Below are 24,826 nucleotides of genomic sequence, written 5' to 3'. Positions count from 1 at the left end.
GCCGTGAACGAAGCGCGCGCACGACGCAGCGCACCGGTGACCCGGCGCGCGCGGACGGGGATCGTCGCGCTCGCCGTCCCCGACCTCAACGAGCCGTACTTCGCCGAGCTCACCTCGCTGTTCGTCACGAGGGCGCACGAGCGAGGTCTGTCGATCCTCATCCAGCAGACCGCCGGCCTGCACGAACGCGAGGTCGACATCGCGAACGGCGTCGGGCTCCCTCCGATCGACGGGCTCATCCACATCCCGCGGTCGCTGACCGTCGGCGACCTCACCAGGCGCACGGCGCCGGGGCCGATCGTGCTGCTGGGAGAGCACATCCAGGTGAGCCCGTTCACGCACGTGACGGTCGACAACAAGGCCGGTACGGATGCCGCGACCGCGCACCTCGCGGAGACCGGATGCCGCCGCATCGCGTTCGTCGGCCGCAGGGATGCCGTGCCGTCGGATGCCGCGGATCAGCGCTTCGCCGGCTACCGTGCGGCCGTGCAGAGGCTCGAGCTGGACGACGATGCCGTGCTCATCGCGACCGTCGACGCGTTCACTGCCGAAGAGGGGCGCCGCGCGATGGCGGAGCTCATCGCGCGGGGCGTCGACTGCGACGGGGTGGTGTGCTCCAACGATTCGCTGGCCTTCGGAGTGCTCGCGGCGCTCCACGACGCCGAGATCCGCGTCCCCGAGACGGTGGCGGTGATCGGATTCGACGACGTGCACGCGGCGCAGTTCTCCACGCCGACCCTGACCTCCGTCGCGCCGGACGACGGTGCGCTGGTGGATGCCGCGCTGGACGCGCTGGCGCGGCAGATGAGCACGCCGCCGGGAATGGACATGCCGGTGCAGCACGTCGTCGTCGCATCGTCGATCGTCACGCGCGCGTCGACCGCGCGCTGAATCAGGCGTCGGCGGGGACGTCGAGCGGCGCGAGCGTGAGCTGAACGCGCTCGCCGAGGTGGCCTGCGGCCTCGGACGACAGCGCCTCGTCCATGATCAGGCGGTCCACGTCCTCGACGTCGACGATCGTGGTGAGCCCGACGGCCTTCCACTTCGAGTGGTCTGCGAGGACGACCGAGGTGCTCCCCGCCGCGATCAGGGCGCGGTCCGTCTCGGCTTCGAGCAGATTCGAGGTCGTGAGGCCGGCCTGCAGGTCGACGCCGCGCACGCCGAGGAAGACAAGATCGCAGTGCAGCACGTCCAGCGCGCGCACCGCGATCGGACCCACCAGCGCGTCAGCCGGGGTGCGGACTCCTCCGGTGAGCACGACCGTCTGCGTGTACGGCTCGTCGGCGCGGTCGGGGCGCGCGAAGACCTCGGCGACCGGCAGCGAGTTCGTCACGATCGTCAGATCGGGGATGCCGCGCAGCGCACGGGCGAGCGCCCACGCGGTCGTGCCGCCGGAGAGGCCGATCGCCATCCCCGGTTCGACCAGCGCGGCCGCCTCCCGGCCGATCGCGTTCTTCTCGGCGAGACGGAGACGGGCCTGCGACGTGAAGTCGACATCCGTGCGCTCCGGCAGACGCGGCGTCGTGGCCCCGCCGCGCACCTTGTCGACCACGCCCTGCATCGCGAGCACGTCGATGTCGCGGCGGACGGTCATCTCGCTGACGTCCAGCGCGGTCGCGAGGTCGGCGACACCAGCGGCACCGGTGCGACGCACTTCGGAGACGATGCGCGAGCGGCGTTCGGCAGCGAGCACCAGGGACCCCTTTCGATCTGCACGTCAGTCTGCCATGGGTGGCGGCGCGGACGTAGCGTGCGCCCCGCTCGGCCCATTACGCTGGCAGTGGCACACAGGGGTGCCGGCCCGAACTCCGCCGCTCTTTTGGAGGCCCGCGTGTCCGACTCTCTGCCCGACCTGCGCACCATGCCCGGCGTCCTGTTCGATCTGGACGGCGTCCTCACCCCGACCGCCGAAGTGCACATGCGCGCGTGGCAGGCCGTCTTCGACGACGTCTTCGCCCGGTGGGGGATCGCGCCTGCGTACACCGACGACGACTACTTCGCGTACGTCGACGGCAAGAAGCGCTACGACGGCGTGGCGAGCCTGCTGCGCAGCCGAAACGTCGAGATCCCGTGGGGCGAGGTCGACGACGATCCGTCCGCCGAGACGATCTGCGGCATCGGCAATCGCAAGAACGCCGCCTTCTCGGCATCCCTGCGGGCGGACGGGATCGCCCCGTACCCCGGCTCGCTCGCTCTGCTCGAGAACCTGCGCGCTGCCGGGATCCGCATGGGCGTCGTGTCGAGCTCGAAGAACGCCGAGGAGGTCCTGGCCGGCGCCGGTATCAGGGACTTCTTCGAGATCGTCGTCGATGGCGTCGTCGCCGAGCGCGATGCGCTCGCGTCGAAGCCGGCCGCAGACATGTTCGCCGCCGGCGCGGCAGCGCTCGGCATCGACGCCGCCGCCGGTGCGGCCGTCGAGGATGCCGTGGCCGGCGTCGCCTCGGCCGCGGCCGCCGGCTTCGCGACCGTCATCGGCGTCGACCGCGGTGCCGGATCCGATGTGCTCCTGGAGTCCGGAGCCACCTGTATCGTCGATGACCTCGCCCGACTCCTCCCGACCCCTTCGGAGACCGCATGATCGATCGCGACCGCTTCCCCGTCGACCCGTGGCGTCTGGTCGAGACGCGCTATACCGAGGACGGCGTCTCCGAGACGCTCTTCGCGATCGGCAACGGCTACCTCGGCCTGCGGGGCAACCACATCGAGGGCAGGGGTGCCCACGAGCACGGCACGTTCATCAACGGCCTGCACGAGACCTGGCCGATCCGTCACGCCGAGCAGGCGTACGGGTTCGCCGAGGTCGGGCAGACGATCATCAACGCGCCGGACGCCAAGATCATGCGCGTGTACGTCGACGACGAACCGATCTCGTTCGACGAGGCCGACGTCCGCGAGTACTCGCGGACGCTCGACATGCGCACCGGCATCCTGAGCCGGGAGCTGGTGTGGGAGACCCCGTCCGGCAAGCGCGTGCGGATGAGCGATGAGCGCATGGTGAGCTTCGAGGAGCGCCACCTCGCGATCATCCGCCTCGAGGTCACGGTCGAGAACGCCGACGCTCCCGTCACGATCAGCTGCCAGATCCTCAACCGGCAGGACGGCGGCACCGTGTACGGCGGCACTCCGGTGGCCGCGAAGAAGGCGGGGTTCGATCCCCGTCGCGCCGAGAAGATCACCGAGCGCGTCCTGCAACCGGTCGAGTACTGGCAGGACGGCCTCCGGTCGGCGCTCTCGTACAGCGTCACCGAATCGGGCATGACCGCGGCGGTCGTCGCGGATCACATCATCGAGACCGACAACGACTACAGCGCGCGCCAGCTCATCGAACCCGACATCGCGAAGAACGTGTTCCGTGTGCAGGCGAAGGCGGGCGTCCCGATCCGCATCACGAAGCTCGTCAGCTATCACACGTCCCGCGGCGTTCCGGCGCGGGAGCTCGTCGACCGCTGCCGCCGGTCGCTCGATCGGGTCGCCTTCGAGGGCGTCGACCTGCAGTTCCGCATCCAGGAGGCGTGGCTGGATGCCTTCTGGGAGCGCAGCGACGTGCGCATCGGCGGACAGGATGCCCTGCAGCAGGCGACCAGGTGGTGCCTGTTCCAGTTGGCGCAGGCCTCCGCTCGCGCCGACGGCGCCGGTGTTCCGGCGAAGGGCGTCTCCGGTTCGGGGTACAGCGGGCACTACTTCTGGGACACCGAGATCTACGTCCTGCCGTTCCTCACGTACACGTCGCCGCAGTGGGCGCGCAACGCGCTCCGCGCCCGCGTGCTCATGCTGCCGGCAGCACGCCGCCGCGCCGCGCAGCTCAACGAAGCGGGGGCGCTGTTCCCGTGGCGCACCATCAACGGCGAGGAGGCCTCGGCGTACTACGCCGCCGGCACTGCGCAGTACCACATCAACGCCGACGTGAGCTTCGCGCTCGGCAAGTACGTGCGCGCCACCGGCGACGTGGACTTCCTGCACCGCGAGGGCGTCGACATCGCGGTCGAGACCGCACGGCTGTGGGCGACACTCGGCTTCTGGCGCGGACGCAACGGCGACGCCACCTTCCACATCCACGGCGTCACCGGACCCGACGAGTACACGACCGTCGTCAACGACAACCTCTTCACCAACGTCATGGCCCGGTTCAACCTCCGCCTGGCGGCACGCGTGGTGCGCGAGCTCGCGGCGAGCGATCCGCGCGCTTTCGATGCACTCGTGGATCGCACCGGGCTGGATGCGGGGGAGGCGGATGCCTGGGACCGCGCCGCGGATGCGATGTACATCCCGTTCAGCGACGGCCTCGGCATCCACCCGCAGGATTCGCTGTTCCTGGAGCGCGAGGTCTGGGATCTCGCGCACACGCCGGACGATCAGCGTCCTCTGCTGCTGCACTTCCACCCCTTGGTGATCTACCGGTTCCAGGTGCTCAAGCAGGCGGATGTCGTGCTCGCCCTGTTCCTGCAGGGCAACCACTTCTCGGCAGAGGAGAAGCTCGCCGACTTCGAGTACTACGACCCGCTGACCACCGGCGACTCCACCCTGTCCGCCGTGGTGCAGTCGATCCTCGCCGCCGAGGTGGGGTATCAGGATCTCGCGAGGGAGTACTTCGAGCAGTCGCTCTTCGTCGACCTCGGCGACCTGCACCACAACGCCGCCGACGGCGTGCACGTGGCGTCGGCCGGCGGCGTCTGGACGGCGCTCGTCAGCGGGTTCGGCGGTATGCGCGATCATGCGGGTGAGCTGAGCTTCGACCCGAGGCTTCCCGTCGACTGGCCCTCGCTGTCGTACCCCCTGCAATGGCGGGGCACGGCGCTCGAGGTCACGCTCACGCGCGACGAACTGCGGGTTCGGGTGCGGGTCGGCGACCCCGTGACGTTCACGGTGCGCGGCGAGTCGTACACGGCATCCGAAGGGCAGGATGCCGTCGCGGCGCTGATCGGCCAGGGGCCGGTGATCCCCGGGCGCCCGACGCTGCGTCAGTTCGCGGATGCTCGACGCGACGACGGAACGCTGATGTCGGCATCCGTTCCGGTGGTCACGAGCGCGATCCCGGTGATCACCAGCTTTCCGGACTGAGGTGGCGGCGCGCGCTTTCTAGACTGATCGGGTGCTCGTCGCGATCCTGATCGGTCTGATCCCCGCGCTCCTTCTGCTCGCAGGGGCGCTCTGGGCGCGTGCGCTCTCGCGTGCGACGCCGGCGTCCCCCGGGGCGCGCTTCGCTCCGTCGGACGGGGCGGATGTCGTGGTGGACGGACTCCTGCTGCGCGCGGACCGGCGGACCATCGCCGCCGCCCTGGTCGACCTTGCGGTGCGGCGCAAGATCCGGATGCTGGCCCCCGACAGTACGGACAAGCGGGCACCGGTCGGTGTCGAAGTCGTCGAAGGCGCGCAGTTCACGGCCGGTGAGATCGCGGTGCTCGAGGCGCTGTTCGGACCGGATCACACCCCCGGTCGAGTGCGACGCTTCTCGAAGGATCGCCGTGCGCTGTCCGGACGCCTGCGCACGCTCCTCGCGAATGCCGAGCGGCGGCTGATCGATGAGGGCCTCGTCGATCAGAGCCGTCGGACCTGGCCGGTCGTGTCGCTGTGGCTGCTGAGCTGGGCGGGAGTCGCTGTCACGGGGTTCCTCGCTCTCGGCTCGTTCGTGAACCGGGACGTCGGGGGAGGCATCCTGCTGCTCGTCTCGACGGGGATCGTGATCGTGGCGATGCGGCTGATCCCGCGCCCCTGGCGCCGTTTCTCGCCGGCGGCGGATCCGCTGCGCGCGCACCTGGAGGGGATCCGCGAGTACGTCGCGCTCGCGGAACGCGAGCCGCTGCGCTTCGGTCAGTCCGTGGACGGCGCGCTGCTGCGCAACGACGTCTCCGTCGAGGCTTCGGATGCTCGACTGCAGCGGTTCCTGCTCAACGAACGGCTGCTGCCCTACGCCGTCCTGTTCGGCGAGGAGAAGAGCTGGTCCCGGATGCTCAGGCTCGACGGGCAGGAGCTCGCGCAACGGGACGGGGCGGACGACCTGATCCTCGCGGTGGACGGCGTGCTGGTGGTGCTCGAACTCGTCGGCGGCGCCGTGGAACTCGTCGCGGCGGTCGGAGATCTCGCGGATGCGGCGGGCGGCGCGATCGAGGGCATCGGGTCGGTGCTCGACATCCTGAGCTGAGGCCGGGGACGGATGCTGAGGAACAGCAACCCGTGTCGGCGGCACGCCGTAGGCTGGTCGGGTGACCACAGCCCTCTACCGCCGCTATCGGCCCGAGACCTTTGCGGAGATGATCGGGCAGTCGCAGGTGACCGATCCGCTCATGACGGCGCTCCGCGGCGACAGGGTCGGGCACGCGTACCTGTTCTCCGGTCCCCGTGGCTGCGGCAAGACGACGTCTGCCCGTATTCTCGCGCGCTGCCTGAACTGCGCTGAGGGCCCGACGGACACCCCGTGCGGCGTCTGCCCGAGCTGCGTCGAGCTGTCGCGCAACGGTGGCGGATCGCTCGACGTCGTTGAGATCGACGCGGCCAGCCACAACGGCGTCGACGACGCCCGCGATCTGCGCGAGCGCGCGACCTTCGCTCCGAGCCGCGACCGCTTCAAGATCTTCATCCTCGACGAGGCGCACATGGTGACGCCGCAGGGGTTCAACGCGCTGCTCAAGCTCGTCGAGGAGCCGCCGGAGCACGTGAAGTTCATCTTCGCGACGACCGAGCCGGAGAAGGTGCTCGGCACGATCCGCTCCCGGACGCACCACTATCCGTTCCGCCTCGTTGCTCCGGCCGCGATGCTCGAGTACGTCGAGAAGCTGTGCGCGGAGGAGGGCGTCCAGGTCGAGCAGGGCGTGCTGCCCCTCGTCGTCCGCGCCGGTGGCGGCTCACCGCGAGACACGCTCTCGCTGCTGGACCAGCTGATCGCGGGGTCCGATGGCGATCACGTCGCCTATGAGCGCGCGGTGTCGCTGCTCGGCTACACGCACGCGGCACTGCTGGATGAGATCGTCGATGCCCTGGCCGCAGGCGATGCGGCTGCCGCCTTCCCGGCGGTCGACCGCGTGGTCCAGACCGGGCAGGACCCGCGACGCTTCGTCGATGATCTGCTCGAGCGGCTGCGCGACCTCATCGTGATCGCCGCCGTGGGAGAGGGAGCCTCCGCCGTGCTTCGGGGCATCCCGTCCGACGAGATGCAGCGCATGCAGACGCAGGCCGCCGGTTTCGGGTCAGCGCGTCTGTCGCACACCGCGGACGTCGTGAGCGCGGCGTTGGACGACATGTCCGGTGCCACGTCGCCGCGCCTGCATCTCGAGCTGCTGATCGCTCGAGTGCTTGCGCCCGCGATGACGGGCGGGGCTGCGCCGGCCGCGGGTTCTGTACCGGCGACTGCGCCGACTGCTCAGACGGCGGTTGCTCCGGTTGCTCAGCCAGCTGCGGCCGCTGCTGCTCCGGCGGCGCCGTCGGATGCTCGGGCCCCCAAGGCCTCTCCGTCGACGCCGGCCGCCGCTCCCGCTGCGGCGTCCGAGCCGGACCGTGCGCCTGCTTCTGCTTCCGCGCCTGCGGCATCCGCGCCGTCGACAGCGATCCCGGCCGAGCCGGGCGCTGCACCCGCGGCCGCGGGTCCGGATCCTGCGGCGACGCCCGCTTCCGCGGCGGTCAGCCCCGCGCCCGTTCCCGCGGAGCCGACTCCTGTTCCCGCTTCCGAGGATCCGGATCCTGCGGCGACGCCCGCGAGCGCGCCGACCCCGCCGACGGTCATCGACTTCGATCGCGTCCGCGCCGTGTGGCCTGCCGTGCTGACACGCCTGGAGGGGATCAACCGCTCCGCCTGGCTCATGGTGACGACGATCCAGCCCCTGGCGTACGACACCGGTTCCGAGGTGCTGACCCTCGGCTTCGTCAGCCCGCAGGACGTCTCGCGGTTCAAGGGCCCCACGCCGGGTCCTGGTCCCTCCGATCACCTGCGCACGGCGATCGAGCAGGAGCTCGGCGTCAAGGTGAAGTACAAGCCGGCACCGCTTCCCGCAGGCGGAGCGCCCGCGCCGGCATCCGCTCCGCCATCCGAGCGCGCACCCCGGCCGAGCGCGTTATCGTCCTCCCCGGTGACGGAGTGGGCGGTCGCCCCGATCCCCCAGGGGAACGAGACGCCGCAGACGCCGCTGCCGGTCGACGATGAGCCGGCCGAGGTCGAATCCGCCGCATCCGCGCCGCAGCCGCCCGTCGACGGACGCGTCTCCGATGACGAACCGCCGCTGCCCGACGACGACGACGCACCGGACGAGGACGAGCCGCCGTACGATCCGTCCGGTCACGGTGCGGCGTATGCGGCCGTGCCGACCCCGGCATCCTCGGCGGCATCTGTTGCCTCGCCGGCATCCGGTTCCGGGCACCCGGCATCCGCAACCGCTGCCTCGCCGGCATCCGCGCCCGCGCGCCCGGCATCCCCACCGACCGGACAGGCCCCCGTGACGCGCCCCGCGCCGCCGGCTCCCGTCGTGACGGCTCGTTCCGCGGCGCCGGAGGGCATTCAGCGCTACGGAGAGGCGGTGGTCCGCCAGGTGCTCGGTGCGACGTTCGTGCGCGAAGAGCCGTATGAACCCCCGACCGCGACGAGGTTCAGCTGATGTACGACGGCATCGTCCAAGAGCTGATCGACGAGTTCGGCCGTCTCCCCGGCATCGGGCCGAAGTCGGCGCAGCGCATCGCCTTCCACATCCTGCAGACCCCGTCGTTCGATGTGGCGCGGCTGTCGGAGCTGCTCACCGAGGTGCGCGAGCGCGTGCGGTTCTGCGAGATCTGCGGCAACGTCTCCGAGCAGGACCGCTGCGCCATCTGCCGTGATCCACGACGCAACGGCGCACTGATCTGCGTGGTCGAGGATGCGAAGGACGTCGCGGCGATCGAGCGCACGCGAGAGTTCCGCGGGCTGTACCACGTGCTCGGCGGTGCGATCAGTCCGATCGCCGGCGTGGGGCCGGATGAGCTGCGCATCACCGAGCTCATGACGCGCCTTGCGGACGGCACGGTGCAGGAGGTCATCCTCGCCACGAACCCGAATCTCGAGGGCGAGGCGACGGCCAGCTATCTCAGCCGGCTTCTGACCACCATGCAGATCACTGTCTCCCGGCTCGCGTCGGGGCTGCCGGTCGGCGGAGACCTGGAATACGCGGACGAGGTCACCCTCGGCCGTGCCTTCGAAGGCCGTCGAACGTTGTGATGCGCCACGGCGAGGCGGGGTCGTGAACGCGCACGCCACGGTGAGCCGACGGGGTTGGCTGCTCTTCGGGGCCATGGCGTTGCTGTGGGGCGTGCCCTATCTGTTCATCCGCATCGCGGTCGAGTCGTACTCGCCGCCGGCGATCGTCGCCGGTCGCACCCTGATCGCGGCACTGCTCCTTCTGCCGTTCGCGGTCCGCAGCGGTGCGCTGCGCCCGGCACTCAAGAAGTGGCCGTGGGTGCTGGCCTTCGGCCTGGTCGAGATGGGCGGGCCGTTCGTGCTGCTCGGCCACGCCGAGCAGACGCTGCACTCCGGGCCGACCGGGCTGCTCGTCGCGACCGTGCCGCTGTTCGCGTCGCTGATCGCGCTCGGCGGCGGTGACCGCACAGTGCTGCGCCCGCTGCGGCTCGGAGGCCTGCTGGTCGGCTTCGCCGGCGTGGCGATCGTCGTCGCCGGCCCCGGCCTTGCCGCGGGCGACCTGGTCGCGGCAGGCGAGGTGCTGCTGGTCGCCATGCTGTACGCGATCGCGCCCTTCATCGTCGCGCGCAAGCTGGGCGATGTGCCGTCGCTGGGGACGATCACGCTCGCGCTTCTCGCGATCGGCATCATCTATCTCCCGATCGCGTTCGCCACGCAGCATGAGGCCCCGACGTGGGAAGCCACGGGTGCGCTGCTCGTCCTCGCCGTCATCTGCACGGCCGTCGCCTTCCTGGCGTTCTTCGCGCTGATCCGCGAAGTGGGCCCGGTGAGAGCGCCGCTGTTCACCTACGTCAACCCGGTCGTCGCGATCATCCTCGGCGCGATCGTGCTGTCCGAGCCGATCACCCCAGGGCTCCTGATCGGATTCCCCCTCGTGATCGTCGGCTGCTGGTTCGCGGCCACCGGAGGCCGCCTGCGTGCGACACCCGCCGTGACGCCGCGCCCGCCGCAGACGCCCTGACCGCGGCCTCCCACGTCTCGTCCTGCTGCCGCGTCACATGCGCAATGCGGCATACGGCGCGAAAGTAGAATGTGCGGTGGGCGGATCCGCCCGAAATCCCTGGGAGTGTTCCGTGGCCCTCATCGTGCAGAAGTACGGCGGCTCGTCTGTCGCCGACGCAGAGAGCATCAAGCGCGTCGCAAAGCGCATCGTCGATACCCGCCGTGCCGGTCACGATGTCGTCGTGGCCGTGAGCGCGATGGGCGACACGACCGATGAGCTGCTCGATCTGGCCGCCGAGGTCGCGCCCATTCCCGCACCCCGCGAGATGGACATGCTGCTCTCCAGCGGTGAGCGCATCTCGATGGCGCTGCTGGCGATGGCGATCCATTCGATGGGCTTCGACGCGCGCTCGTACACCGGGCCGCAGGCGGGCATGCGCACCGACGACAAGTACGGTTCCGCCCGCATCGTCGAGGTCAACCCCAAGCGCGTGCGCGAGGCGCTCGACGAGGGTGCGATCGTGATCGTCGCCGGATTCCAGGGGCTCAACGACGACACACAGGACATCACGACGCTCGGCCGCGGGGGATCGGACACGACCGCCGTCGCGATGGCCGCGGCTCTCGACGCCGACGTCTGCGAGATCTACAGCGACGTCGACGGCATCTTTACCGCGGACCCCCGGGTGATCCCGAATGCACGCAAGCTCGACCATGTCTCCAGCGAGGAGATGCTCGAGCTTGCGGCCAACGGCGCCAAGGTGCTGTACATCCGTGCCGTCGAGTACGCGCGCCGTCATGGCGTCCTGATCCACGCCCGCTCGTCGTTCTCGTCGGCGGAGGGTACATATGTTCTGGGTCGGGGGATGGTCAACCCCCGCGAATCCGAGGGAGAAGTCATGGAAGAACCGATCGTCGCCGGTGTCGCGACCGACCTCAGCCAGGCCAAGATCACGATCATCGGCGTCCCCGATGTCCCTGGCAAGGCCGCCGAGATCTTCCAGATCGTCGCGAAGTCCGGCGCCAACGTCGACATGATCGTGCAGAACGTGTCCGCGGCGGCCACCGGGCGCACCGACATCTCGTTCACCCTCCCCAAGGCGGATGCCTCGGCTGCGCTCAAGGCGCTCGCCGGCGAGCAGGCGGACGTGGGCTTCGAGAGCCTCGTGCACGACGATCAGATCGGCAAGCTCTCGGTCGTCGGCGCCGGCATGCGCACGCACTCCGGGGTCTCGGCGAAGCTGTTCGAGGCGCTGTCCGTCACGGGCGTGAACATCGAGATGATCTCGACCTCCGAGATCCGCATCTCGGTCGTGCTGCGTGGTGACGAGCTCGCCGACGCCGCCCGCGCCGTGCACACCGCCTACGGGCTCGACAACGAGATCGAAGCCACGGTTCACGCCGGCACCGGCCGCTGACCACCGGCCGGATTTCGCATCCGCGCCGGTCTCGGCCGCCGCCCCCCATTGTCAAGATCAGGACCTCTGCCCCAGATCAGGACGTTTCCCGCGGATTCGTCCTGATTTCAGGACGCGCTCCTCTTCTCGGGCGGGGGATGCAGAAGCATCCGTCCTGCTTTCGGACAGGGGATGCCGCGGCATCCACGGCCCTGCGGGCGCGGTAGACTCGCCGAAACCCTGACATCGGCGCCAGGCGCGGCATCCGCACTCCGACGCCGTGCCGAGCGCCTCGCCTGCAGTTCTGCATCAGCCCGAGGAAAGCCCCATGACCCGCATCTCCGACTCAGGATTCTCCGTCGCCATCGTCGGCGCCACCGGCCAGGTGGGCACGGTGATGCGCCAGATTCTCAGCGAGCGGTCGTTCCCGATCCGCGAGCTGCGCCTGTTCTCGTCCGCACGCTCGGCCGGCAGCGCGATCGACTTCGGCGGCGTCACCGTGATCGCCGAGGACGTCGAGACCGCTGACCCGTCCGGCATCCAGATCGCCCTGTTCTCCGCCGGCGCGACCGCCAGCCGGGCGTACGCGCCGCGCTTCGCCGAGGCCGGCGCCGTCGTGATCGACAACTCCAGCGCCTGGCGCAACGACCCTGATGTCCCGCTGGTCGTCAGCGAGGTCAACCCGCACGCGATCGACGAGCGCCCCAAGGGCATCATCGCCAACCCGAACTGCACGACCATGGCGGCCATGCCAGCGCTGAAGGCGCTGCATGCGGAGGCCGGGCTCGAGCGGCTCATCGTGTCGACGTACCAGGCGGTCTCCGGGTCGGGTCTCGCCGGTGCGCAGGAACTCCTCGGCCAGGTCGAGGGCGTCCTCGCGCAGGGGGACACGCTGCGGCTGGTGCACGACGGCTCATCCGTCGACTTCCCGCAGCCGGAGAAGTACGTCGCTCCGATCGCGTTCGATGTGATCCCGTTCGCGGGCAACCTCGTCGACGACGGAGACAACGAGACCGACGAGGAGAAGAAGCTCCGCAACGAGAGCCGCAAGATCCTCGAGCTTCCTGATCTCCGTGTCGCGGGCACCTGCGTGCGCGTTCCGGTCTTCACCGGTCACTCGCTCTCGATCCACGCGGAGTTCGCGGGCGACATCACGCCCGACCGCGCGCGCGAGGTTCTCGACGCGGCACCCGGTGTCGTACTCGACGAGGTCCCGACCCCGCTGTACGCCGCGGGCAAGGACCCGAGCTTCGTCGGCCGTATCCGCGCAGACCAGTCCGCTCCGGAGGGCAAGGGCCTCGTGCTGTTCATCAGCAACGACAACCTGCGCAAGGGCGCGGCGCTCAACGCCGTGCAGATCGCCGAGATCGTCGCCGCGCGCCTCGCCGTCCCGGCCTGATCCGTCACCGCGAAACGGATGCCGGGGCGATCCCGGATCGCCCGGGCATCCGCATCCCGGTCGGGGCGGCGCCGCAGCCGGTCGGCGAGCCCGCCACGGCGAACTAGACTGGACGCGTGACTGAATCCGTCGACGTCGTCCTCATCGGTGGCGGCATCATGAGCGCCACCCTCGGTACGCTGCTGCACGAACTGCAGCCGGACTGGAAGATCGTCGCCTTCGAGCGACTGAGCGAGGTGGCGCAGGAGAGCTCCAACCCGTGGAACAACGCGGGCACGGGGCATGCCGCTCTGTGCGAGCTCAACTACATGCCGAAGAACCCGAACGGCCCGCTGGACCCGGCGAAGGCCGTGTCGATCAACGAGCAGTTCCAGCAGAGCCGCCAGTTCTGGTCCGCTCTCGTCGACAAGGGTGTCCTCGACGCGCCGTCGACGTTCATCAACGCCACGCCGCACATGACGTTCGTGCGCGGCGAGAAGGATGTCGCCTACCTCAAGGAGCGCTACGAGGTACTCAAGCAGCAGCCGCTGTTCGAGGGCATCGAGTACTCCGACGACTCCCGCGTCATCAACACCTGGGCGCCGCTGCTCATGCAGAAGCGCCGCAAGGGCGAGCCGTTCGCCGCGACCCGCGTCCCGGCCGGCACCGACGTCGACTTCGGCGCGCTCACGCACCAGCTCTTCGGCCACCTCACCTCCGGCGGCGTCGATCTGCGCACCAATCAGGAGGTCCGCAGCCTCAAGCGCCAGAAGGACGGCACCTGGCTCGTCAAGTACCGCACGACGCTCGGCCGCACGCCGAGCGAGGTCAAGGCGCGGTTCGTCTTCGTCGGTGCGGGCGGGTGGGCCCTGAAGCTCCTGCAGCGTTCCGGCATCCCCGAGATCAAGGGCTACGGCGTCTTCCCGATCGGCGGGCAGTTCCTCAAGACGACGAACCCGAAGGTCGTCGCGCAGCACAAGGCGAAGGTGTACTCGCAGGCCTCGGTCGGTGCTCCGCCGATGTCAGTGCCGCACCTCGACACGCGCGTCGTCAACGGCGAGGAGTCGCTGCTGTTCGGTCCGTTCGCGACGTTCAGCCCGAAGTTCCTCAAGAACGGTTCGATGTTCGACATCGTCAGCCAGGTCCGCACGCACAACCTGTGGCCGATGCTGCGCGTGGCGTTCGCCAACCCCGATCTGATCACGTACCTGGTCGGTGAGCTGATGAAGAACCACCGCAAGAAGGTCGACAGTCTGCGCACGTTCATGCCGACAGCGAAGGACGAGGACTGGACGCTGATCCAGGCTGGCCAGCGCGCCCAGGTCATGAAGAAGGACCCGCAGAAGGGCGGCATCCTGCAGTTCGGCACCGAGGTCGTCTCCTCCGCCGACGGCTCGATCGCCGGGCTCCTCGGCGCGTCGCCGGGCGCCTCCACGGCCGTGCCGATCATGCTCGAGCTGCTGCAGAAGTGCTTCCCCGAGGACTACCCGTCCTGGGAGCCGGTCCTGCGCGACCTGATTCCGACGTACGGCGAGAAGCTGAACGCGGATGCCGCGGCCGCTGAGCAGTCGATGACAGCCACGGCAACCACCCTCGGAATCAACCGCTAGCAGGCGACCGTGGCGAAGCTCTACTTCCGCTACGGCGCGATGAACTCGGGCAAGTCCACGTCGCTGCTGCAGGCCGCATACAACTACGAGGAGCGCGGTCAGCACGTGCTGCTCGCGAAGCCCGCGATCGACACCAAGGGCGCAGCGCAGATCGAGAGCCGTCTCGGCGTCACCCGCGAGGTCGACTTCCTGATCGGCCCGCAGGACGACGCGCGTGAGCTGTTCCGGCGCGAGCGCGAGCGGATGCGGCGGCGCGACGACGAGGGGCTCATCCCCGCCGAACGTCCGGCCGATGTCGCGTGCCTGCTGATCGACGAGGCGCAATTCCTCACGCCAGCCCAGATCGATGATCTGTTCCGGATCGCCGTCGTCGATGGCATCCCGGTGATGGCCTACGGCATCCGCAACGACTTCCTCACGCACGCCTTCCCCGGATCTGCACGACTTCTCGCCATCGCGCATTCCCTGGAGGAGCTCAAGACGATCTGCCGGTGCGGACGCAAGGCCGTGTTCAACGGCCGGGTCATCGGCGGGTGCTTCGTGTTCGACGGCGACCAGGTCGCGATCGACGAGGGCGCCGGTGGCGGCGCGCCCGTCGACGTCGTCACCTACGAGTCGCTGTGCGGCGACTGCTACCTCGAGGAATCCGGCGGCCGCCTGGGCTGACCGCCTCGGTCACGGAGCGTGCGCGGCCGCTGCGTATCTCTCGGCGTGCCCGCGTCACGGAACGCGGCTGTGCAGTGTGCGCCTCCGGCGCGTTGAGCAGTGCGGAACTCTGGCACAGCTCCCGAGACCCGCTTGCGTGGTCTGACCACACGCGCTACCCTGTGGTCAGACCACAGGAGGATCGGATGCCGGAGTCCACGCCGCGCGCCTGGCGCACCGTGCTCGAGCACATCGAGACGGATCTGCTCGAGGGCAGGCTCGGCCCCGGCGACCGCCTCCCCTCCGAACGCGAGCTGTCCGCCGACCTCGGCGTCGGGCGCTCCAGCGTCCGGGAGGCGCTACGCGTCCTCGAGGTCATGGGGCTGATCCGCACCGCGAGCGGCTCAGGGCCCCAAGCCGGCGCGATCGTGATCGCGACGCCCACCGGGGGAATGTCGGCGCTGCTGCGCCTGCAGGTGGCCGCTCAGGGCTTCCCGCTGACGGATGTCGTGAAGACCCGCCTGGTCCTCGAGGATGCCGTGGCCACCGCTCTCGCCGCCGACCCGGACCGCGACACCGGCGAGGCGCATCGCATGCTCGCCGCGATGGACTCGGATGCGCTCACCCCCGCAGAGTTCCTCGCGCTCGACGCCCAGCTGCATCTCGCGCTGGCCGAGGCATCAGGCAACGCCGTGATCGCCGCGATGATGGCCGGGCTGCGCACCGCGATCGAGTCCTACGTGCAGGCGGGCGTGGCGGGGATCGACGACTGGACGGCGATGGCCGTGCGCCTGCGTGCTGAGCACCACGCGATCGTCGAGGCGATCGACGCCGGTGACGGCGATCATGCCCGCACGCTCCTGAAGACCCATATCACCGGCTACTACACCGCCGCGGGACTCACCCGCGCTCACCCGACCCCGAGCACCCCGAAAGGACCATGATGGTCACGCGCCAGCTGCCCAACCCGGTCGAGATCCTCGACCTGATGAAGTTCAAGAAGCCCGAACTGGACGGCCGCAAGCGCCGTCTGGATGCCGCGCTGACGATCTCCGACCTGCGCGCGATCGCCAAGCGCCGCACGCCGAAGGCGGCATTCGACTACACCGACGGAGCCGCTGAGGGCGAGCTGTCGCTGTCGCGCGCACGGCAGGCGTTCGAGGACGTCGAGTTCCACCCCGGCATCCTCAAGCCGGCTCCAGAGGTCGACACGTCCGTCGAGATCCTCGGCGGGCCGTCGGCGCTTCCGTTCGCGATCGCGCCGACCGGCTTCACCCGCCTGATGCAGACGGAGGGTGAGGAGGCCGGGGCGGGAGCTGCGGCAGCCGCCGGTATCCCCTTCACCCTGTCCACCCTCGGGACGACGTCGATCGAGGGCGTGAAGGCGGCCAATCCGCACGGACGGAACTGGTTCCAGTTGTACGTGATGCGCGACCGCGAGATCTCGTACGAGCTCACCCGCCGTGCCGCGGCCGCCGGGTTCGACACGCTGCAGTTCACCGTCGACACCCCGGTCGCCGGCGCCCGGCTGCGCGACAAGCGCAACGGCTTCTCGATCCCGCCGCAGCTCACGCTCGGCACGATCATCAACGCCATCCCGCGGCCCTGGTGGTGGTACGACTTCCTCACCACGCCCAAGCTCGAGTTCGCTTCTCTCAGCACCACGGGAGGCACGGTCGGCGAGCTGCTGGATGCCGCGATGGACCCGACGATTAGCTACGACGACCTCGCGGTGATCCGCGACCTGTGGCCCGGCAAGATCGTCATCAAGGGCGTGCAGAACGTCGAGGACTCCGTCCGGTTGAAGGATGCCGGAGTCGACGGCATCGTGCTGTCCAACCACGGCGGACGCCAGCTCGACCGCGCCCCGATCCCGTTCCATCTGCTGCCGAAGGTGCGGCAGGCGGTGGGGGAGGACTTCACCGTGATGATCGACACGGGCATCATGAACGGCGCGGACATCGTCGCCGCGATGGCACTCGGTGCCGACTTCACCATGATCGGTCGCGCGTACCTGTACGGCCTGATGGCCGGAGGGCGGCAGGGCGTGGATCGCACGATCGCGATCCTGCGCACCGAGATCGAGCGGACGATGCGCCTGCTCGGAGTGTCGTCGCTCGCGGAGCTGGAGCCGGGTCATGTCACCCAGCTGCAGCGTCTGATTCCCGTCGCCGGCGTCGGCGCGGAGGCCGTCGTCCGCTGAGTGAGCGCAGTGGGACGGGGTGATGGCCGACCGGCTGTCACCCCGTTCTCGGTTCGGAGGGTCCGGACGGTCGGGATGCTCTTGCGGGAGCGCCGCTCAGCGGGCGAGTTCGGCGAGCAGCTGATCGAGCTTGTCCGCGGTGTCTTCCCAGCCCTCGACGGCGATCGAACGCACGCCGAGCGCCCGCACCGGGTAGTCGTTGCCCCCGGCATCCAATCGATCGCCGTAGAAGAGCATGTCCGACAGCGGGATGCCGGTGTGCTCGGTCAGCGCCGACATGCCGTAGGCCTTGTCGATGCCGGCGCGGGTGATGTCGATCGACGTCGAACCGCCGGCGCGGACCTCGAGGCCGGGGAGGCGTGCAGCCACGGCATCCCGCAGAGCCAGTCGCTTCTCACCGGACGGGTCCCAGGCATGCTTGGCGTCGCGCGGTGCCCGTTGGCCGAGCGCCGAGAACGTGATCTGAGATCCGCGATCCTCGAGGATCTCGCCCCACGGCTCGGCCTCCCACAGGCCGAGGCGCTCGGCTTCCTCGCGCAGGGCGGTGAGGGCGGCATCCTTCTCGTCCGGCGAGAGGTCGTGCGCATAGACCGCGGCGAAGTCGTGGCCGTCGTGGCGCAAATAGCGGGTCCCGCAGGTGGGCAGCAGATGCAGGCGGCCGAGTTCCGCAGCATCCGCATCGCCGAGCTGAGCGATGACCTGGGAGCGGAACTGGGCTTCGTTCCCGCCCGAGATGATGGCGACATCGACCGTGCGCAGCAGGTCCAGCAGGAGGGCGGCGATCCGCGGATCGATGGCGCCCTTCGAGGGGGCGAGCGTGTCGTCGAGGTCGAACGCGACGAGGCGAGTGGCGGTCATCATTCTCCTGTGAGGTGATACGCGAGAGGGCCCGCCTTGCGGCGGGCCCTCTCTGTTGTCGGGGTGACAGGATTTGAACCTGCGGCCTCTTCGTCCCGAACGAAGCGCGCTACCAAGCTGCGCCACACCCCGTTTGACAACCGTTCGAGTCTACAACGAATCTCTCGTGAGACCGAATCGAGACGGGCTCGGATTCACCCGCGGGCGGTCAGGGTGAGCAGCGTCGCCTCAGGGCGGCACGCGAAGCGCACCGGCGCGTAGATCGAATGGCCGCAGCCCGCGCTGACGTTCAGCGGAATCGCACGGTCGCCGTGCGTCCACGTGCTCAGGCCCTTCGCCTGCGTGAGCGGAATGTCGCAGTTCGCGACGATCGCCCCGAAGCCCGGTACGCAGACCTGTCCGCCATGCGTGTGACCGCCGAGGATCGCATCGGCGCCCAGGTCGACGTACGCGTCCAGAACGCGTCGATACGGGGCGTGGGTGACGCCGAGCAGGGGAGTGGCGTCGCTGCGCGTGCCGAGCGCGCTCAGGGCATCGGGGAGGACGTCCAGGCGATCCCAGTCGCGGTGCGCGTCGCTCACGCCGATGAAGTCGACGTCGGATCCGGCGACCTGCATGCGCGCTGCGGTGTTGTTCAGGTTCACCCAGCCGAGCTCATCCGTGAAGTAGTCGTTCATCGCTTCGGTGTCGAGGTGCTCCGGCTCCTCCGCGATCTCGGAAGGGCCGGTGAAGTACTTCAGCGGATTGCGCGGGGACGGCGCGAGCACGTCGTTGGAACCGTGCACGAAGACGCCGGGGATGCCCGCCAGGGGCGCGAACGCGCGACGGATGCCGTCGATCCCCTTCTCATGACCGAGGTTGTCACCCGTGTTGACGATCAGATCGGGTTCGAGTTCGGCCAGCGATGCGAGCCAGTCCTGCTTGCGGTGCTGCCAGGGAGCCATGTGCGCGTCCGAGATGTGCAGCACGCGGAGGGGCGAAGAGCCGGCCGGGAGCGCCGGGGCGCTCACGGTGCGGACGGTGAAGAGGTAGCGCTCGATGCCGATGCCCCAGACGGCGGCCGCGACCCCAGCGGCCCCCACCGCGCCGAGCGCGATGAGGGCCGGGTGAACCGAAGAAGGCTTCGCCATCAGTCGTCGTTGCCGTTCCCGTTGCCGTTGCCGTTGCCGTTCTCACCGTCACCGTTGCAGACGACGGCGATGCTGACGCTGCGGTTCACCGCGGTGCCGGCTGCCGGGTTGGTCGACTCAACCTCGGCATTCGGAAGGCCGCAAGACGCATCCCAGCTCAGGTTGCTGAGGCCTGCGCTGGCCAGTTCGCTCTGGGCTCTGCTCGCCTTCTCGCCGACGACGTCGGGGACGGTGGTGCCCTGGCCGTTGCTCGGCGAGATCGTGACGGTGGCACCGCCGGCGACCTTGCCCGCGCCTGGCGTCTGCGCGGCGATCTGATCGGTCGGCAGGTTGCTGTCGACCGCAGCGCCGAGCGTGACGGTGAACCCGGCATCCTCGAGCGTGCTCGTGGCGTCGTCGATCGTCTTGCCGACGACGTCAGGAAGATCGCGCAGGATCGTTCGCGTCAGGTTCTTGTCCGGCTGCGGGAAGGAGTCACCGAGGTACCAGGCGTTCGCGGTGGTCTGCATGTCCTTCGCCAGCGGGAACCGGAGGCTGTTCAGACGCGTACCGTTGGAGGAGAAGTTGCGCAGCACCCCAGGGCCTTCGACGTTGCCGACCCAGACCGCGGTCGTGACCTTGGTGCTGGACTCGACCATCATCGTCTGCGTGGTCTCGTGCGTACCGGTCTTGCCGATGACGGGGATGCCGTCGTTGGGCCGTGCCGCTCCACCGGTGCCGCCGTTCATCACGCCGGCGAGAGCATAGGCCGCGGTCGCAGCGACCTCGGGGGAGATCACCTGCTCGCAGGAGGACTCCGGCAGGGGCAGCTCGCTGCCGTCCTGGTTGACGATCTTGTCGATCGCGCGCGGCGTGCAGTAGATGCCCTTGTTGGCGACCGTCGCGTAGGCGTTTGCCATCGCCAGCGGAGCGATGTTCTTGGACCCGATCACGTCGCCCTGGTTGTTCAACTTGGTGACCTTCTCGAGTTCGCCGGTGTCCTTATCGACGCCGCCGAGCGTCACGCCGAGGCGGTCGGCCATCTTGTTGATGTCGCAGATGTCGAGCTGCTGCGCCATCGCGAGGTATCCGGTGTTGAGCGATGAGGAGGTGAAACGCATCGGCGTGCCGGTGTAGCCGCCCACCTTGCCCGAGTTCTCGAACTTGTGGGTATTGGTCACGGTGTCGCCGCAGATCGTGAACGGCGTGATGAGGCGGAACGTGCCGTTCAGGACTTCGTTGACCGAATGCCCCTGTTCCAGCCAGTCCAGAAGTGTGAACAGCTTGTAGGTCGATCCGACGTTGAAGCCGGTCGAGCTGCCGTGCAACGCGTCTGCCGCCCAGACCTGGGCGGACTGTCCTGGCGTGGGGTTGGCGGACTCGTTGAAGTCGGTGTTCTGCGTCATGGAGAGGATCCGACTCGTGCCGACCTCGAGCTGCACACCCGCGGCGCCGAGGTACAGGTTGGGGTGCGAGGCGACGACGTTGCGGGTCATCGTGTCGACGGCAGCCTGCTGGATGTCCAAGTTCAGCGTCGTGTAGATGTCCAGCCCGCCGCGCTGCAGCGTGTCGCGGCGCTCCTCTGCGGTGGCGCCGAAGGCCTCATCGGACTGGACCACCGACTTCACGTACTGGCAGAAGTACGCGTTCTTGCCCGCCTCGGCGCAACCCTGCGTGGCGGGGGTGATCGCGGGAACGATGGGCTCGGCGAGCGTCGTGTCGTATTGCTCCTGGGTGATCTTGCTGTCCGCGAGGAGGCGGCCGAGCACGTAGTTGCGGCGATCGAGCGTCTCGGCGTAGCCATCCGCGGCACTGTTGTAAAGAGTTCCGTCGTCGTGCGTCATCGAGCCGTTGGGCATGTCGATGCGGTAAGAGTTCGGGTTCTGCACCATGCCGGCCAGCGTGGCGGCCTGGTTGATGTTCAGATTCGCGGCGGGGACGCTGTAGTAGTACTGCGACGCCGCTTCGATGCCGTAGGTGGTGCCGCCGAAGTTCGACAGGTTGAGGTACCCGACCAGGATGTCGTTCTTCGAGTACTCCTTCTCGATCTGCAGGGCGTAGCGCATCTCCTGCAGCTTGCGCTTCATGCCGTCGGTCCCCGAAGCGTTGGTCGCGTCGGTCCAGCACTCCAGCAGAGCCTTCTGGTACAGCTGAGCGTCATAGACGCCCTCCTCGTTCTTGAACTCCTCGTCGTTGGGCGAGGTGTCCTTCTCACAGCGCTGCACGAGCACGTTCTTGACGTACTGCTGGCTGATGGTCGACGCGCCACGGCTGGACGTGCCCTTGGCGTAGTCCACGAGTGCCTTGGCGGTAGCGCCGATGTTGATGCCGCTGTGCTCGTAGAACGTCTTGTCCTCACTGGAGAGGATCGCGTCGTAGAGGATCGGGGCGACTTGGTCGTACGTCACCGGGAGACGGTTCTGGTCGTAGAACGACGCCAGCTTCTCGGTCGTGCCGTCCGAGTGCGACGCCCAGATGGTCGTCGGCTCCATGGGGGCATCCGGCTTGAGGTCGTTCGGGATGTCCTCGAAGAGGTCGACGGCGGCCGAGCCGGTGAGGCCGGTCATCGCGATCGCGGGGGTCACGGTGGCCGTGACGAGAACTCCGGCGACGACACTGAGCCCGACGAGTCCGAGCAGGCCGCCGAGCACGCCCTTCAGCGTGCGGTTGTTCTGAGGCATACGCTAGATCGTAGGGGAGTTCCCTGAAAAACCACCTCGACGCGGGCTTCGGCCGCGGCGTCGCCGACGTGCAGGAGTGCTATGACCACGTGGGAATATCTCACCACGCCGCTGCTGATCCACAACACCGCAGCGATCCTCAACAACTGGGGAAAGCAGGGCTGGGAACTGGTCCAGGTCGTTCAGGGGCCCGAAGGGGGGCTCGTCGCCTACTTCAAGCGCCCGACCGCAGGAGACGGCGGGAACAGCGCAGGACTCGCCGCTGCCGAGCAGGCCGCCCGCCAGTTCGAGGGCGGCGCCGCATGACGCTCGCCGCGCGCCTGGAAGAGCTGGGCATCGAGCTGCCTGCCGTCGCAGCGCCGGTCGCCGCCTACGTCCCCGCTGTCGCGCACAACGGTCTCGTGTACACGTCTGGTCAGCTGCCCTTCACCGCCGGTGCGCTTCCCGCCACCGGCAAGGTGGGCGCCGGTGTTGAAGCGGATGCCGCTAAGGGCTACGCCCGCACGTGCGCGCTGAATGCGCTCGCTGCGGCTGCGGATGCCGCTGGCGGCCTCGAGAAGATCGCTGGCGTGCTGCGCGTCGGCGGCTTCGTGGCATCAGATCCGTCCTTCACCGGCCAGCCCGGCGTCATCAACGGCGCGAGCGAGGTGCTCGGCGAGATCTTCGGCGACGCCGGAAGGCACGCCCGCGCGGCCGTCGGCGTCCCGGTGCTGCCGCTGGACAGCCCGGTCGAGGTCGAGGTCACTTTCCTCCTCGCCTGATCCTCCGAGACCCCGTCTGAGCTGCGAAACCCCGTCGTATCCACGTGGACACGACGGGGTTTCGCAGCTCAGGAGAGGTCTCTCACGCCTGGGCGGCTACTTCACCTGCGCGGAGATGATGCTCATCACCGCGGTGTCGGCGAGGGTCGTGGTGTCTCCGACTTCGCGGCCCTCCGCGACATCCCGCAGCAGGCGCCGCATGATCTTGCCCGAGCGGGTCTTGGGCAGCTCGCCGACGATATAGACGTCCCGTGGACGCGCGATCGCGCCGATCTGCTCGCCGACCCACAACCGCAGCTGCTGGGCGAGGCCCTCAGGAGTGTGCTCCGCGAGGAAGCTCTCCTTCAGGATGACGAACGCCACCACAGCCTGGCCCGTCGTCTCGTCGGCCGCGCCGACGACGGCGGCCTCGGCCGTCGCCTCGTGCGCGACGAGGGCGGACTCGATCTCGGCGGTCGACAGGCGGTGGCCGGAGACGTTCATCACGTCATCCACTCGGCCCAGCAGCCAGAGGTCCCCGTCGTCGTCCAACCGGGCGCCGTCGCCGGCGAAGTAGTAGCCCTGGGCGGCGAACTTCTCCCAGTACGTCTCGACGTAGCGCTCCGGGTCGCCCCAGATGCCACGCAGCATGCTCGGCCACGGCTCGGTGATCACCAGCAGGCCGCCGTTGCCGTTCCCGACCTCGGCGCCTGCCTCATCGACGACGTCGATCGTGATGCCGGGCAGCGGGACCTGCGCCGAACCCGGTTTGGTCGCCGTGATGCCGGGCAGCGGCGAGATCATGATGGCGCCGGTCTCGGTCTGCCACCAGGTGTCGACGATCGGGGTCTTGCCCGCGCCGATGACCTCGCGGTACCACATCCACGCTTCGGGGTTGATCGGTTCGCCGACCGAGCCCAGCAGACGCAGGCTCGACAGATCGAACTTCTTCGGGATGCTGCGGCCTGTCTTCATGAACGAGCGGATCGCCGTCGGCGCCGTGTAGAAGATCGTGACGCCGTACTTCTCGATGATCTCCCACCAGCGGCCGGGGTGCGGCGCGTCCGGCGTTCCCTCGTACAGCACCTGTGTCGCGCCGTTGGCGAGCGGGCCGTAGGCGACGTAGCTGTGCCCGGTGATCCAGCCGATGTCGGCCGTGCACCAGTAGACGTCGGTCTCCGGATGAAGATCGAACACGTTCTTGTGCGTGTACGCGGCCTGGGTGAGGTAGCCGCCCGAGGTGTGCAGGATGCCCTTGGGCTTGCCGGTCGTGCCGGAGGTGTAGAGGATGAACAGCGGGTTCTCGGCGGGGAAGGCCTCGGCCGTGTGCTCTGCGGATGCCGCGGGCACCGCGTCATGCCACCAGATATCGCGGTCGTCGACCCAGTCGACCTCGTTCTCGCCGCGACGGACGACGAGGACGTGCTCGACGGTCTGCTGCTCGCCGTTTCCGCGGTCGGCCAGTGCCTGGTCGACGGCCGGCTTGAGCGCGGACACGCGTCCCTTGCGGTAGCCGCCGTCCGCCGTGATGACGAGCTTGGCGCCCGCGTCGTCGATGCGCGAACGAAGGCTGTCGGCGCTGAATCCGCCGAACACGACGGAGTGGATCGCGCCGAGACGGGCGATCGCGAGCATCGAGACGACCGCCTCGGGGATCATCGGCAGATAGATCGCCACGCGGTCGCCGTGGCCGATGCCGAGGCCGGACAGCACGTTCGCTGTGCGTTTGACCTCCTCGGTCAGCTCGGCGTACGTGATCCGGCGGGAGTCGCCGGGTTCGCCCTCCCACAGCAGCGCGACACGGTCGCCGTTGCCTGCTTCGACGTGGCGATCGAGGCAGTTGTAGGCGACGTTCAGCTCGCCGTCGTCGAACCACTTCGCGAACGGGGGAGTCGACCAGTCGAGCACGTTCGTAAACGGCGTGCTCCAGTCCAGCAGCTCGCGGGCCTGCTCGCCCCAGAACGCCTCGCGATCGCTCGCGGCACGTTCGTAGAGCTCCGGTCGGGCCACGGCATCCGCAACGAACTCCGCGGACGGCGGGAACTGACGGGTCTCGTCGAGGAGGTGATCGATCTGACTGCTCATGCACGCGCTCCTTTGCGGCGGGACGTG

The 24,826-nt window shown here is 69.0% G+C and carries 20 protein-coding genes and 1 tRNA gene; 15 read left to right on the top strand and 6 right to left on the bottom strand.

What is annotated here, in order from left to right; all coding sequences use genetic code 11:
- Positions 1–3 precede the first annotated feature (3 nt).
- The gene (locus tag ACWAT3_RS15640) at positions 4–891 is read left to right on the top strand and encodes a LacI family DNA-binding transcriptional regulator (RefSeq protein WP_460799892.1); all 888 of its coding nucleotides are present in this window, start codon (positions 4–6) and stop codon (positions 889–891) included.
- 1 nt (position 892) lies between these two features.
- Here the strand turns inward: ACWAT3_RS15640 and ACWAT3_RS15635 are convergent, their stop codons facing one another.
- Positions 893–1,693 (bottom strand): DeoR/GlpR family DNA-binding transcription regulator, encoded by an 801-nt coding sequence (locus tag ACWAT3_RS15635; RefSeq protein WP_460799890.1) that lies wholly within the window; start codon positions 1,691–1,693, stop codon positions 893–895.
- Positions 1,694–1,861: 168 nt separating this feature from the next.
- Here ACWAT3_RS15635 and ACWAT3_RS15630 point away from each other — a divergent pair, with 168 nt between their 5' ends.
- The 12 genes from ACWAT3_RS15630 (at position 1,862) to ACWAT3_RS15575 (ending at position 17,326) form a co-directional block, all read left to right on the top strand.
- Complete coding sequence (locus tag ACWAT3_RS15630) at positions 1,862–2,578, top strand: HAD-IA family hydrolase (protein ID WP_460799945.1); 717 nt, start codon at positions 1,862–1,864, stop codon at positions 2,576–2,578.
- A complete protein-coding gene (locus tag ACWAT3_RS15625; protein ID WP_460799889.1) occupies positions 2,575–5,058 on the top strand; it encodes a glycoside hydrolase family 65 protein in 2,484 nt (827 codons plus the stop codon). Before ACWAT3_RS15630 ends, ACWAT3_RS15625 begins: the two co-directional genes overlap by 4 nt.
- 31 nt (positions 5,059–5,089) lie before the next feature.
- Positions 5,090–6,139, top strand: coding sequence for a DUF2207 family protein (locus ACWAT3_RS15620; protein WP_460799887.1), 1,050 nt, complete (start codon positions 5,090–5,092; stop codon positions 6,137–6,139).
- Between the two features lie 61 nt (positions 6,140–6,200).
- Complete coding sequence (locus tag ACWAT3_RS15615) at positions 6,201–8,579, top strand: DNA polymerase III subunit gamma and tau (protein ID WP_460799885.1); 2,379 nt, start codon at positions 6,201–6,203, stop codon at positions 8,577–8,579.
- Complete coding sequence (gene recR / locus ACWAT3_RS15610) at positions 8,579–9,172, top strand: recombination mediator RecR (RefSeq protein ID WP_460799883.1); 594 nt, start codon at positions 8,579–8,581, stop codon at positions 9,170–9,172. The genes ACWAT3_RS15615 and recR overlap by 1 nt, the downstream gene beginning before the upstream one ends.
- A gap of 22 nt (positions 9,173–9,194) precedes the next feature.
- Positions 9,195–10,112 (top strand): DMT family transporter, encoded by a 918-nt coding sequence (locus ACWAT3_RS15605; RefSeq protein WP_460799882.1) that lies wholly within the window; start codon positions 9,195–9,197, stop codon positions 10,110–10,112.
- Between the two features lie 112 nt (positions 10,113–10,224).
- Complete coding sequence (locus tag ACWAT3_RS15600; RefSeq protein WP_460799880.1) at positions 10,225–11,511, top strand: aspartate kinase; 1,287 nt, start codon at positions 10,225–10,227, stop codon at positions 11,509–11,511.
- Positions 11,512–11,818: 307 nt separating this feature from the next.
- Positions 11,819–12,889 (top strand): aspartate-semialdehyde dehydrogenase, encoded by a 1,071-nt coding sequence (locus ACWAT3_RS15595; RefSeq protein WP_460799878.1) that lies wholly within the window; start codon positions 11,819–11,821, stop codon positions 12,887–12,889.
- A gap of 158 nt (positions 12,890–13,047) precedes the next feature.
- Positions 13,048–14,478: a malate dehydrogenase (quinone) gene (gene mqo, locus ACWAT3_RS15590; protein ID WP_460799943.1), complete on the top strand. Its 1,431-nt coding sequence runs from the start codon at positions 13,048–13,050 to the stop codon at positions 14,476–14,478.
- A gap of 9 nt (positions 14,479–14,487) precedes the next feature.
- On the top strand, positions 14,488–15,144 hold the full coding sequence (locus tag ACWAT3_RS15585) for a thymidine kinase (protein WP_460799877.1): 657 nt from the start codon (positions 14,488–14,490) through the stop codon (positions 15,142–15,144).
- A 185-nt stretch (positions 15,145–15,329) separates the two neighbouring features.
- Complete coding sequence (locus ACWAT3_RS15580) at positions 15,330–16,067, top strand: FadR/GntR family transcriptional regulator (RefSeq protein ID WP_460799875.1); 738 nt, start codon at positions 15,330–15,332, stop codon at positions 16,065–16,067.
- Complete coding sequence (locus ACWAT3_RS15575) at positions 16,067–17,326, top strand: alpha-hydroxy acid oxidase (RefSeq protein WP_460799942.1); 1,260 nt, start codon at positions 16,067–16,069, stop codon at positions 17,324–17,326. The genes ACWAT3_RS15580 and ACWAT3_RS15575 overlap by 1 nt, the downstream gene beginning before the upstream one ends.
- A 96-nt stretch (positions 17,327–17,422) precedes the next feature.
- Here the strand turns inward: ACWAT3_RS15575 and ACWAT3_RS15570 are convergent, their stop codons facing one another.
- The 4 genes from ACWAT3_RS15570 to ACWAT3_RS15555 all read right to left on the bottom strand — a co-directional run bounded on the left by ACWAT3_RS15570 (position 17,423) and on the right by ACWAT3_RS15555 (position 21,974).
- Positions 17,423–18,184 (bottom strand): HAD-IIB family hydrolase, encoded by a 762-nt coding sequence (locus tag ACWAT3_RS15570; protein ID WP_460799873.1) that lies wholly within the window; start codon positions 18,182–18,184, stop codon positions 17,423–17,425.
- Between the two features lie 58 nt (positions 18,185–18,242).
- Positions 18,243–18,316, bottom strand: a tRNA-Pro gene (locus tag ACWAT3_RS15565).
- Between the two features lie 62 nt (positions 18,317–18,378).
- Positions 18,379–19,314, bottom strand: coding sequence for a metallophosphoesterase (locus tag ACWAT3_RS15560; RefSeq protein WP_460799871.1), 936 nt, complete (start codon positions 19,312–19,314; stop codon positions 18,379–18,381).
- Positions 19,314–21,974, bottom strand: a complete 2,661-nt coding sequence (locus ACWAT3_RS15555; protein ID WP_460799869.1) for a transglycosylase domain-containing protein — start codon at positions 21,972–21,974, stop codon at positions 19,314–19,316. Before ACWAT3_RS15555 ends, ACWAT3_RS15560 begins: the two co-directional genes overlap by 1 nt.
- 81 nt (positions 21,975–22,055) lie before the next feature.
- On the opposite strand from ACWAT3_RS15555, the gene ACWAT3_RS15550 reads away from it, so the two are divergent.
- Both ACWAT3_RS15550 and ACWAT3_RS15545 read left to right on the top strand, forming a co-directional pair.
- Complete coding sequence (locus ACWAT3_RS15550; protein WP_460799868.1) at positions 22,056–22,280, top strand: DUF4177 domain-containing protein; 225 nt, start codon at positions 22,056–22,058, stop codon at positions 22,278–22,280.
- The gene (locus ACWAT3_RS15545; protein ID WP_460799866.1) at positions 22,277–22,735 is read left to right on the top strand and encodes a RidA family protein; all 459 of its coding nucleotides are present in this window, start codon (positions 22,277–22,279) and stop codon (positions 22,733–22,735) included. The genes ACWAT3_RS15550 and ACWAT3_RS15545 overlap by 4 nt, the downstream gene beginning before the upstream one ends.
- 96 nt (positions 22,736–22,831) lie before the next feature.
- On the opposite strand, the gene acs is transcribed toward ACWAT3_RS15545, so the two are convergent.
- Positions 22,832–24,799, bottom strand: coding sequence for an acetate--CoA ligase (acs, locus tag ACWAT3_RS15540; protein ID WP_460799864.1), 1,968 nt, complete (start codon positions 24,797–24,799; stop codon positions 22,832–22,834).
- Positions 24,800–24,826 lie beyond the last annotated feature (27 nt).

The sequence above is a fragment of the Microbacterium sp. GXF0217 genome (genome assembly GCF_054798195.1).
The sequence above is the reverse complement of the archived record's forward strand: the minus strand, read 5'-3'. Positions and strand labels throughout refer to the sequence as shown.